This window comes from Salinicola sp. CR57, from assembly GCF_003206585.1.
Lineage (GTDB): Bacteria > Pseudomonadota > Gammaproteobacteria > Pseudomonadales > Halomonadaceae > Salinicola > Salinicola lusitanus.
Window position 1 is genome coordinate 690,022 of the sequence record NZ_PZJL01000001.1, and the last position, 11,598, is coordinate 701,619.

At 66.4% G+C, this 11,598-nt stretch carries 9 protein-coding genes and 1 other RNA gene; 5 read left to right on the forward strand and 5 right to left on the reverse strand.

All coding sequences use genetic code 11. The features are described from left to right. Positions 1 to 171 precede the first annotated feature (171 nt). Positions 172 to 1,689, forward strand: coding sequence for a threonine ammonia-lyase, biosynthetic (ilvA, locus tag DOM56_RS03150; protein ID WP_110707428.1), 1,518 nt, complete (start codon positions 172 to 174; stop codon positions 1,687 to 1,689). A 464-nt stretch (positions 1,690 to 2,153) separates the two neighbouring features. Here ilvA and DOM56_RS03155 read toward each other — a convergent pair whose 3' ends face one another. The 3 genes from DOM56_RS03155 to DOM56_RS03165 form a co-directional block, all read right to left on the reverse strand. Further along, positions 2,154 to 2,774 (reverse strand): 5-formyltetrahydrofolate cyclo-ligase, encoded by a 621-nt coding sequence (locus tag DOM56_RS03155; RefSeq protein WP_110707599.1) that lies wholly within the window; start codon positions 2,772 to 2,774, stop codon positions 2,154 to 2,156. A 63-nt stretch (positions 2,775 to 2,837) separates the two neighbouring features. Then, a non-coding RNA gene (ssrS, locus tag DOM56_RS03160) (6S RNA) lies at positions 2,838 to 3,022 on the reverse strand. 67 nt (positions 3,023 to 3,089) lie between these two features. Continuing rightward, a complete protein-coding gene (locus tag DOM56_RS03165) occupies positions 3,090 to 3,404 on the reverse strand; it encodes a cell division protein ZapA (RefSeq protein ID WP_110601556.1) in 315 nt (104 codons plus the stop codon). 249 nt (positions 3,405 to 3,653) lie between these two features. Between DOM56_RS03165 and DOM56_RS03170 the strand changes: the two genes are divergently transcribed. From DOM56_RS03170 to DOM56_RS03185, 4 genes are all read left to right on the forward strand, one after another. Then, positions 3,654 to 4,271 carry a UPF0149 family protein gene (locus DOM56_RS03170; protein ID WP_110601555.1) on the forward strand — a complete coding sequence of 206 codons (618 nt, stop codon included), beginning with the start codon at positions 3,654 to 3,656 and terminating at the stop codon, positions 4,269 to 4,271. An 84-nt stretch (positions 4,272 to 4,355) separates the two neighbouring features. After that, the gene (gene pepP, locus DOM56_RS03175) at positions 4,356 to 5,693 is read left to right on the forward strand and encodes a Xaa-Pro aminopeptidase (RefSeq protein WP_110707429.1); all 1,338 of its coding nucleotides are present in this window, start codon (positions 4,356 to 4,358) and stop codon (positions 5,691 to 5,693) included. 117 nt (positions 5,694 to 5,810) lie between these two features. Continuing rightward, positions 5,811 to 7,052 (forward strand): 2-octaprenyl-6-methoxyphenyl hydroxylase, encoded by a 1,242-nt coding sequence (gene ubiH, locus DOM56_RS03180; protein WP_110707430.1) that lies wholly within the window; start codon positions 5,811 to 5,813, stop codon positions 7,050 to 7,052. A 79-nt stretch (positions 7,053 to 7,131) separates the two neighbouring features. Then, a complete protein-coding gene (locus DOM56_RS03185) occupies positions 7,132 to 8,406 on the forward strand; it encodes an FAD-dependent monooxygenase (protein ID WP_110707431.1) in 1,275 nt (424 codons plus the stop codon). A gap of 458 nt (positions 8,407 to 8,864) precedes the next feature. On the opposite strand, the gene DOM56_RS03195 is transcribed toward DOM56_RS03185, so the two are convergent. Both DOM56_RS03195 and DOM56_RS03200 read right to left on the reverse strand, forming a co-directional pair. After that, positions 8,865 to 10,268, reverse strand: coding sequence for a S41 family peptidase (locus DOM56_RS03195; protein WP_110707433.1), 1,404 nt, complete (start codon positions 10,266 to 10,268; stop codon positions 8,865 to 8,867). A gap of 136 nt (positions 10,269 to 10,404) precedes the next feature. Further along, a complete protein-coding gene (locus tag DOM56_RS03200) occupies positions 10,405 to 11,583 on the reverse strand; it encodes a peptidoglycan DD-metalloendopeptidase family protein (RefSeq protein ID WP_232822151.1) in 1,179 nt (392 codons plus the stop codon). Positions 11,584 to 11,598: the final 15 nt, after the last annotated feature.

Sequence of the window (11,598 nt, forward strand, 5' to 3'; positions counted from 1 at the left end):
AGGGTTCGATTCGGGTACGCTCGGAGCGCGGCCAGTATAAAGCAAGCGGCACACGCTGCCGATGTCGCTGGACGCTCGGGGCCGGGGTCTGTTAACAATACGGGTCCATCAAAGCCCGCCGCTCTCGCGGCGGGAGCGCTGCACCCCAGCTGTTCGCCAGGACATACCCGAATGCAACTCGAAGACATCGTCAAGAAGATCCTCCAGGCCCGTGTCTACGAGGCGGCCCGGGAGACCCCGATCTCCCCGCTGCCTGCGCTCTCCCGCCGCTTTTCCAACCGGATTCTGATCAAGCGCGAAGACCTGCAGCCGGTTTTCTCGTTCAAGATTCGCGGTGCCTACAACAAGATGGCGCAGCTGAGCGACGAGCAGAAGGCCAAGGGCGTGATCGCGGCATCCGCGGGCAATCATGCCCAGGGGCTGGCGATGGCGGCCAAGCAGATGGGGGTCAAGGCGGTGATCGTGATGCCGCGGGTCACGCCGGACATCAAGGTGTCGGCGGTCCGGGGCTGGGGCGCCAGGGTGGTGCTCAAGGGCGACGCCTTCGGTGAAGCGCTGAGCCACGCCCGGGAGCTGATCGCCGAGCATGGCTATACCTATATCCCGCCCTACGACGATTTCGACGTGATCGCCGGTCAGGGGACGGTGGCGATGGAGATCCTGCGCCAGCACGCCGGTCCGCTCGATGCGATCTTCGTCCCCGTCGGCGGCGGCGGGCTGCTGGCGGGTATCGCAGCCTACATCAAGTATCTGCGCCCGGAGATCAAGGTGTTCGGTGTCGAAGCCGAGGATTCCGCCTGCCTCAAGGCGGCCATGGAGGCCGGCGAGCGGGTGACGCTGGACCAGGTCGGGGTGTTTGCCGAGGGCGTTGCGGTGGCGCAGATCGGCGAGGCGCCGTTCGAGATCCTGCGTCATCACGTCGACGGCGTGATCACCGTCAATACCGACGAGATGTGCGCGGCGGTGAAGGACACCTTCGATGACACCCGGGCGGTGGCGGAAACCTCCGGGGCGCTGTCGCTGGCGGGGCTCAAGAAGTATATCCAGCAGACCCAGGCGCGCGACCAGACACTGATGTGCATCAACTCGGGTGCCAACATCAATTTCGACCGGCTCCAGCACGTTGCCGAGCGCACCGAGCTGGGCGAGCAGCGCGAGGCGATCCTGGCGGTGGAGATCCCCGAGCGACCGGGCAGCTTCAAGCAGTTCTGCCGGGTGATCGGGCGGCGCATGGTGACCGAATTCAACTATCGCTACGCCGATCCGGAGAGCGCGCACATCTTCGTCGGTGTTCAGGTCAAACCGGGGGGCGAGGATCGCGAAGAGCTGATCCGCCGCCTGCGCGAGGCAGACTATCCGGTCGAGGATCTCACCGACAACGAACTGGCCAAGCTTCACATCCGCCATCTGGGCGGCGGTCGACCTCGGGAGCGTTTCGAGGAGGAGGTCTATCGCTTCGAATTCCCCGAACGCCCCGGCGCGCTGATGAACTTCCTCACCCACCTGCCGGCGGACTGGAACATCTCGCTATTCCACTACCGCAATCACGGCGCCGCCTACGGCCGGGTGCTGGTGGGATTGCAGATGCCCAATGGCGACCGCGCCCACGCCGAGGAACACTTCGATCGCATCGGCTATCGTTATTGGAAGGAGACCGACAATACGGCCTACCGGCTGTTCATGGCCTAGACTTCGCCGGTAGTCGTCGTGAAAGGATGAAATAGGCGCTAAAAGTCCCTGAATCCGATCTCAAACTTTTTGTGTTAGTGCCGATACTATTGGGTAACGAAAAAAGGTGTCATCCGGGCCGGAAACACTCTTGTCAAGTTTTTGGCCTGACCCTATAGTCGTGCGCGTCGCTGCGGGGGGCAGCGACCGAACCCAACGCAGCGGAGTCGACATGAGACGCAAGCCCGACTTGGTAATGGCATTGGTATTGATCTTCGGCGTCGGCGTGGTGGCAACAGGCTACGCGCAGACGCTACTGGGCGCTTGAGGCCCAGGAACACGCCGGATCATTCGGCTGGCGACGGTCGGCGAATGACGACGTAGTGAAGAGGATCAGCTGGTGGGGTGTGGCTCGAAACGGCCGGTAGCGGAAACGCTGCCGGCCGTTTTCGTTGCAGCCGTTCGGTGTCGGCTGGCCTCGTGCTTCAGCGATCGGGCCGGACGATGCGCCGGTCGCTGACGATGGCGTCCAGCGGCACGTCCCAGCCCTCGACGGGCAGCGAGTCGACCCGTTGGCAGTCGTGGGCGAGCCCGATCAGCCGAGGCCTGGGGCGCTGGCGTCGGGCAAAGGCGAACGTGCGATCGTAGAATCCACCGCCCATGCCGATTCGCTGACCGTCGTCGTCGAACCCCACCAGTGGCAGCAGCACGGTATCCAGCGCCCAGGCGGGCAAACGGTTGGCGCGATGGGCGCCGAAGCGGGTGTCCGGCTCGGCGATACCGAAGCGGTTGCGGGTCATCCGGGTGCCGGCGCGATAGCGCACAAACCACAGCCGGTTCTCGACCAGGGGGCGTAATACCGGGAGATAGACATGGGCGCGACGGGCGGTGAACCAGTCGATCAGCGGGCGCGGATCGATCTCGCCATCGTTGGGCAGATAGAGCGCCACGCGGCGGGCGCGCTGCAGTTCGGGCAGGCACCTGAGGCGACGGCATAGCTCGCGGGAGGCCCGGCGTCGTTGATCCGGAGTCAGTGCGCGACGGCGGCGACGCAGCTCACGTCGAAGCTCGCGCCGATCGAGACGACCATCGACGGCCGACGACAGGGTCGTGGCAGCCTGGGCAGCGTCAGGGTCGATCGTGGCGATGGGATTATTGAACGACAAGAAGAGTTCCCCAGAGTGCCGCTGTCATTCTGGCCCTGAACCTATTGGTTCAAGGTGGGTGGCCGCAGGCAGGCCTTCAGGCTTTCCGACGCGCGGACATGCACACGGGCCTGCCTAGCAATTGGCCCCCTGGGTACTGCGCATAGGCTCGAGGGACTTGTAATGACTGGCGCACACTCCAGGAAACCCCACCATCGTAGCAGAGCGGCTTCCGTTGCCCAATGGCGGATTGCGATACCGATGGCGCTTTCGACATCACGGTGCCTGCCGGCCGGGTTCGCCCGCCTTGGCCAGTGCACGTTCCAGCCTCTCGCTCAGATCACTCAGGCTCTGCTCGCCGGCGCGATGCGAGTCCAGTGCCGTCAGCAGCTCGTGGGTGATATTGAGGGCGGCCATGATCGCGATCTTTTCGGCACCCAGCACCTTGCCCCGCGAATGGATGCCGTGCATGGCGCGATCCAGGTAGCGGGCGGAGCGCTTCAACTGATCCTGCTCCTCGGGCGGGCAGGCGATCACGTAGGGTTTGCCCAGCAGGGTGACTTCGGTCGTCGGGCGAGACGTGTCGCTCATGTTGTCGCTCCGGGGTGGGCGGTGAAGATCGATGCGGTAAGATGGCAGGCATTCGCGCCGAGCGCGTCCGGATTCGTTACCCTGCCTGCGGTCGGTGACCGGCTGCGCCGGGCGGGGTCGAAGGCCCGGGGAGCGTGCCGCCGCGATTGAGGAATCACTATAGAGAGCCGGTTATTGGCGGTCAACGCGCTGCCTCGCCGGCGTCACGCGCCCGCCGGCTCTTGCGATCACCCAATCATGGATGCCGACATGTCGATCATCAACGACCAGCTCGACTTTTCCACCGTCGCCAATGTCTTTCTGGCCCATGGCAGCATGCAGTCGCCAGCGTTTCTCGACGGCCGACTGTGCGCCGAGCTCGGTTTGCACGATCTGAGTGCCGAGGGGTGGCTGGAGGAAGTCTGCCTGTCGCTCAACGTGGAACAGCCGGAAAACCGCGAGGATGCGGACGTGCTGCTGGGCTGGCGCCGCCAGACACTGGACGCGCTCTCCGCCGCCGAGCTCAACTTCGAGCCGCTGCTGCCGGACGAGCTGTTTTCGCTCTCCGAGCGCGCCCAGGGGCTCAAGGAGTGGACCCAGGGCTTTCTCGAGGTCGTCAACGAAGTGGATGGCGAAACCTACGAGAACTGGTCCTCGCCGTTGAAAGAGGCGCTGGAGGATCTCGGTCAGCTGTCGGCGATCGATATCGATATCGCCGACGACCCCGAAAACGAGAACGATCTCTTCGCGCTGACCGAACATGCCCGGATGGCGGCGATGCTGCTCTACACCGAACAGCACCCTGGAGAACCCCAGGTGGAGCAGGTGGAGAACGAGAGTGGCGAAACCGCCGGCGGTGAGGACGAGACACCGCCGGCGCTGCATTGAGTCCGCCCGCGCCGCGAGGCGCGTGATCGACGATATTCCAGGCGTCCCGGCGAATCCCGGGACGCTTCGCTCAAGGAGAGAGACATGCGACCCGAGCCGTTGCCGCGTCCCGCCCCCATCTCGCCAGAGGAGTTCGCGGCCCGTCGCGAGCGCCTGATGGCCGAATTGCCGGAGCACAGCGCCGTGCTGTTGCCGGGTGCCGCGCTCAGGACGCGCAATCACGACAGCGAGTACGCGTTCCGCCAGAACAGCGATTTCCACTATCTGTGCGGTTTTCCCGAACCCGACGCGCTGCTGGTGCTGCTGCCCGGCCGGGAAGCCGGCGAGGCCATCCTCTACTGCCAAGAGAAGGATCCCGAGAAGGAGGCCTGGACCGGCATTCGTATCGGCCCCGAAGGGGCCGTGCGCGATTACGGCATGGACGAGGCGTTCGATAACACCCAGCGCCACGACCTCACCGAACTGCTGGATGGTCGCCAAACCCTCTACCTGCCACTGGCCGACACCGCCGCCATGAGCATCGCCGAGGGCGTGCGCGGACAGCTGAGCGCCCGGGCACGACGGGGTGCCGTCGCCCCCACCCGGTTTGCCGACGTCAGCGCCTTGATCCACGAACTTCGCCTGACCAAGAGCGAGGCCGAGCTGGCGCTGATGCGACACGCCGCGCAGATCAGCGCGCTGGCGCACCGCCGCGCCATGCAGGCGAGCCGCCCCGGGCGCTTCGAATACCAGCTGCAGGCCGAGCTCGAGCACGAGTTCCTCTGGCACGGTGCGCGCTCGCCCGCCTACGGCACCATCGTCGGCGGCGGAGCCAACGCCTGTGTGCTGCACTACATCGAGAATGCCGCGCCGCTGAAGGATGGCGAGCTGGTACTGATCGACGCGGGTGGCGAGTTCGACCTCTACGCCGGCGACATCACCCGTACCTTTCCGATCAACGGCCGTTTCAGCGACGCTCAGCGGGCGTTGTACGACGTCGTGCTGGCGGCGGAAGAGCGCGCCGTCGCCGCGGTGGAACCCAGCGTCACGCTGGAGGCCATTCACCAAGGCGTGGTGCGCGATCTGACCGCGGGCCTGATCGAGCTCGGCCTGCTGGAAGGTGAGCTGGAAGAGAACATCGAGTCTCAGCGCTTCCGGCGCTTCTATCTGCACTCGACCTCGCACTGGCTCGGCCTCGATGTCCACGATGTCGGCAGTTATCAGGTCGATGGCGAACCCCGCCGGCTCGAGCCGGGAATGGTGTTGACGATCGAGCCCGGGCTCTACATCCCGGATGCCGAAGACGTGCCGTCGGCCTATCGCGGCATCGGGATTCGCATCGAGGACGATGTCGTGGTCACCGAGTTCGGCCGCGAGGTCCTGACCTCGGACGTACCCAAGGCGCCGGAGGATATCGAGGCGCTGATGCAAGGGCCGAATTGATCGTTTTTTGATCGATCCCGAATCGAGCCAGAAAATTACGTAACCGATGTAATGGCAGTGTAGGGCGCGTGAAAACTGGCTTCTAAATTTTCAATCGTAAGGGAGTGGCTGGTGCAGATGTCTCAGACACGGCAATCCACCACGGTCGACGTGGCCATCATCGGCGGTGGCCTGGTAGGCGCCAGTCTCGCCTGCGCCCTGGGCGAGGCCATCGCGGCGGAGCGCGAGCTTGGCGATGAGAGGGCGCCCCTGCGCGTTGCCATCATCGAGCCTCGGCCGCTGCCTAGCAGCGTCGAGGCGAGCACGTATCAACCCAGCTTCGACGCCCGGGCCAGCGCCATTGCCTACGGCTCTCGACGCCACTTCGAGCGGCTCGGCGTGTGGTCGGCGATGGCGGCGGAGGCGTCTGCGATCCGCCATATCCATGTCAGCGAGCGTGGCCGGCTGGGCGCGACCCGGCTGCACGCCTCCGAGCTGGGCGTCGAGGCGCTGGGCTACGTCATCCCCAATGTCTGGATGGGGCGAGCGCTGCATGCTCGCCTCGAGTCGCTGCCCATCGACTGGCGCTGTCCGGCACGCGTCGAATCGCTGGAGCCCGAGAGCGGGGGCTATCGGCTCGCGCTGGACAGCGGCGAGGTCATTCACGCCGGCCTGACCGTACTGGCCGACGGTGGACGAGCCGGTTTCAAGGAGCGCCTCGGTATCGAGAGCGATCATCACCCCTACGAGCAGACCGCGCTGATCGCCAACGTCGAGGTCAGCCGTGCCCACGGCGGCTGGGCCTTCGAACGCTTCACCCGCGAAGGGCCGATGGCCCTGCTGCCGCTCGACGGGCGCCGGATGGAACTGGTCTGGACCCACCGCCAGGGCGCCTTCGACGAGACCCTGGCGCTCTCCGACGGCGCCTTTCTGGAGCGCCTGCAGCAGGCCTTCGGCGATCGGGCGGGCCGCTTTCGACGGGTGGGGCAGCGGCACACCTATCCGCTGTCGTTGATCACGGCGCGGGAGACGGTTCGCCCGCATCTGGCCATACTGGGCAACGCGGCGCACGCGCTGCATCCGGTTGCCGGGCAGGGCTTCAACCTGGCCCTGCGTGGGGTGATGGATCTGGCCGGCGCCATCGATGCGGCGCGGGCGGAGGGCGTCGCCGCCGGCGACCCCCGAACGCTGGCGAGCTTCGAGGCGAGACGAACGGCGGACACGCATCGGATCGTGCGCTTCAGCGACGGGCTGATCCGGCTGTTCGGCATCGATCATGCCGCGTTGGGGCCGGCTCGTGCCGCCGGATTGGTCGGCCTCAACGCGCTGGGGCCGTTGCGCCGGACCCTGGCGAGACACGCAATGGGCATCGAGCGCTAGCGCCGCCGGTGGACGAGCCTGGGCGTGATCGGGCGGGCAGGTGATGCGGCATGCGACGAGACAAGGAGTACGCGTAGTAATGGACCAGAGCGAGAGTGATGTCATCATCGTCGGCGGCGGGGTCGTCGGCTCCACGCTGGCCCTGCTGCTGGGCGAAGCCGGCTGGCAGGTGGCCGTGGTCGATGCGGCGCCGGCGCCCGCAGGCGATGCGCCCCTGGGGCAGGGCAAACCGGCGCTTCGCGTCAGTGCATTGACGGCGGCCTCGCAGCGTCTGCTGATGGCCCTGGACGTCTGGCCCTGGATCGCCTCCCGCCGGGTGTCGGCCTACCGGGGCATGCAGGTCTGGGATGCCGAGGGTAGCGGTGAGATCGATTTCGATGCCGACGAGGTCGGTGTCGATGCGCTGGGACATATCGTCGAGAACGACCTGCTGCTGGCCGGACTGGCCCGACGCCTGCAGTCGCTACCCAACGTCGAGTGGCTGCACGAGGTTCGAGTGACCGGCTACGAACGCCGAGAGAGTGCGGCTCGCCCCGGCACCCGCCATGCCAGTGACGCCGTGATCACCTTGGACGACGGCACCCAGCGGCGGGCACCGCTGATAGTCGGTGCCGACGGCGCCAACTCCCCGCTGCGGGCGATGGCCGGTATCCCGGTCAGCGAACGCGAGACCGGCCAGGCTGCCGTGGTGACCACCGTGCGCACCGCTGTCGGCCATGGCGCCGTTGCACGCCAGGCTTTTCTCGCCACCGGTCCGTTGGCCTTCCTGCCGCTGACCGTCGACGGGCGGGACGATCACTGCTCGATCGTCTGGTCGACCACCCCCGGCGAGGCCCGGCGGTTGACGGCACTGGCCGCCACCGACGAGGGGCGAGCGCAACTGGGCATCGAACTCGCCCGCGGGTTGGGGGAGCGGCTGGGCGACGTCGAGGTCATCGATGCCGCGCCGCACTTCCCGATCACCCAGCGCCATGCGCAGCGTTATGTCGACGACGGCCTGGCGCTGATCGGCGATGCCGCCCACAGCCTGCATCCGCTGGCGGGGCAGGGCGTCAATCTCGGATTGATGGATGCCGCCGTGCTCGCCGAGGAGTGGGTGCGTGCCAGACGGCGCGGTGCGCCGCCGGGGGATCGGCGCATCCTGGTTCGCTACGAGCGCCGCCGCCGCAACGAGAACGCGGCCATGCTCGCCGCCATGCAGGGCTTCCAGCGGTTGTTCGGCAGCCGGCAACCGGCGCTTCGGCTCGCCCGCAACTGGGGGCTCTCCGGCGTGAATCGCCTCACGCCGGTGAAGCGGCTGCTGATCCGTCAGGCGCTGGGGGAGTACGGCGATCTTCCCGAGCGCTGTCGATGAAGGACTGGCCTGAGGATTCGACACTTCTGACAGTTCTCGCTGAGCGAGAGAGAAGGTTGCATCAGCCAACCGTCAGACGCTCGCCGATGGCCATTTGCCGGTATTTGCATCCTGATTTCTATGAAGTGGGTCGCTCCGGGCAGCATTACACGCGTGACGACGTGCTCAAAGCAGCGTACGAGGAGCAGGCGAGCCTGGATATCAGAATCCATGCAGAAGGAGATCGTTGTCTGCGTCTTTCGAGAGATTCCGCGCTGCTTTTCTATCGTTCCGCCAATCTTCGTTCCGATGGGTCGTGCGAGCGCTGGGCCAGACGCTGCTCGTTGTGGTGGTTGACGCCACATGGCTGGCAGTTGCGATTCCATCAGGGAGCGCCCATCGGCCCCCCAGCGTGAAACGGCTGCCTTCTGGGCAGCCGTCTCGCGGTTCTCATCCGCTCGATGCCGGCTCGCGGCGTGTCAGGGAGCGGGCTCGGCGCTTCCCTGGGTAGCGGCACCTGACGCCGCCTTGGGTCGCTGCACCACGTTGAGCGCCTTGAGCAGGTTCAGCGCCTCCCCCAACTGGTAGTCGTTGGCCGCGACCGGGGTGTCGGGGTTGTCCGCCGCCTGGTCGGGATTGCCGTTCAGCAGGTGCCCGCGCAGGTTGGACTCGCGAAGCTGGAAGCTGCTGTTCTCCTCGACCTCCAGGCGGCCGCTGACCACGCGGACGTCGGGTGCGATGCCCTCGGCCTGGATCGAACGCCCGCTGGGGGTGTAGTAGCGCGCCGTGGTGAGCTTGAGCCCGTCGCCGTTGCCCAGCGGCATCACCTGCTGCACCGAACCCTTGCCGAAGCTGCGGGTGCCCATCAGCACGCCACGTCCTTGATCCTGCAGTGCCCCGGCGACGATCTCGGCGGCGGAGGCGCTGCCCCCGTTGATCAGCACCACCAGTGGCACGTCGGGAGCGGTCGTATCGGCGTGGGCGGTAAAGCGCATGTCGTCATCGACAAGCCGGCCCTTGGTGTAGACCACCAGGCCACTGGAGAGGAACTGATCGGCCACGTCGACGGCGCTGGAGAGCACGCCGCCGGGATTGTTGCGCAGGTCGAGCACCAGCCCCTTCAGCGGCCCCGGTTTCAGCAACGACTCCAGCGCGTCATGCGTCTGCTGGCCGGTCCGGCTCTGGAACTGGCTGATCCGCAGATAGCCGTAGCCGGGTTCCAGCAGGCGGCTGGAGACGCTCTCGGACTGGATCGACTCGCGGGTCAGCGTCAGGTTGCGGGGCTCCTGTTCGCCGTCCCGCAGCAGCAACAGCTCGATATCGGTACCGGCCTCGCCGCGCATCAGGTCCACGGCTTCCTGCAGGCTCAGATTGCTGGTCGGCGTACCGTCGATGGCCACGATGCGGTCGCCCGGCTGAATGCCGGCACGGGCGGCCGGGGTGTCGTCGATGGGCGCGATGACGGTGAGCTGGTCGTCACGCAGGCCGATCTCGATGCCGACGCCGCTGAATTCGCCCTCGGTGGTCTCGCGCAGGTTCTGGAAGGCATCGGCGTCGAGATATTCGGAGTGGGGGTCGAGCTGACTGAGCATGCCTCGCATGGCGTTGCGCAGCAGGGTCTTGTCGTCGACCTGCTCCACATAGGTCCGCTTGATGCGCTCGAAGACCTCGGCGAAGGTCTGGACGTCCTCCACCGGCAAGCCGTTGGCGGCATCCTGCTCGGCCTGGGTGGGAGCGCCGACGGTACTGTCCTGCTGGGCCTGGGCGACCGGGGCCAGACCCAGGATCAGTATCAGCGCGGCGCCCAGCGTGGGAACGAAGGCGGCTCTCCGGGCGAGAAGATCCGCGCGGGCAGGCCCTGGCTTCAGGCGGCTTGAATTCATGCGGTCTCCGCGACTCGAGCTGGGTGGATTCGCTGGCGCCGATACCCGAGGCGTCTGGCGATACCGATATCCGTGAAGGAACGGCGTTTGATAACCCAGCATAGCGTTTCGTCGGGCCGATGATCCAGCTTGCCGATCAGCGTTTGGCAATCCAGTTGCCGGGATTGATCGGATTGCCGTTCTGACGCACCTCGAAATAGAGTGCCGGCCTCGATTGACCGCCGGTATCGCCGACGGCCCCGACCGTCTGCCGGTTGGAGACCTGCTGCCCGGGATCGACGTCGATCTGCTGGAGATGGGCGTAGAGCGTGAGAATGCCGTCGCCATGGTCGAGGATCAGCAGGTTGCCGAAGCCGCGCATCCAGTTGGCGAAGACCACCCGGCCGGCATGCACGGCCTTGACTGCCGTCCCCGTGGGCGCCCCGATCAGAATGCCGTTGCGATTGACGCCCTCGCCGCTACCGTAACTCGACAGCATCGCTCCCTGGACGGGCCATGGCAGGCCGCCTCTGGTCTGACGGATATCGGTCGAAGGGGGCGGCTTCTTCAGGTTGGCGAGCTCTTTCTGCATCCGGTCCAGCAGGCGTTCGACGTGGGCACGATCCTGGTTGAGATCCTCGAGACGAGCCTGCTCGCTGTCGTAGCGGCCGTTCAGCTTGGCCACCAGGGCCTGACGCTCCTTCAGGTTCTTCGCCAGGCGCTGCTGCTGCTGTTCGAGATCGGCCTGGACGTCATCCAGGCGTGAGCGCCGCTGATCGATCTCCGCCAGGTTGTCGTCCAGTTGACGATTGATCTCCCGGAGCTGGTCGAGGCGCTCCCGGCGTGCCGACGACAGCGCATTGAGATAGTGCTGGAGTCGATCGACCTCGGCCGGATCGTCCTGATTGAGCAGCAGCTTGAGCTGCGGCGTGGTGCCGAGGCGATAGAGCGCATCGAACTGCCGCGCCAGCGCCTCGCGCTGCCGCTGGCGATCGGCGGCCAGGCCCTGGCGACGCCGTTCGAGATCGGCGACCTCGTCGTCCAGCTGCCGTCGCTCCGCCTGCAGCGAGTCGAGACGCTGGTGGGTCTGGCCGATCGCCGTCTCCACCTGCTTCAGGTCATCCTGGGCGTCGCCGCGAGCGGCCTGGGTATTTTCCAGCTTGCCCTGCAGCGCCTGGATATCGGTCGCCAGGCTGTCCAGTCGCGCACGGGCCTCCTGGGGGTTGGCCTGGCCGAAGACGGGGCCGGCCAGCAGCAAGCTGCCGGCCAGCAGGAGAGAGAGCCCGATTCTGCGTTGCCCGCGCCGACAGGAGAGGGTGTCCTCGCTGGGTCTCACGTCGGGCGAATCCTG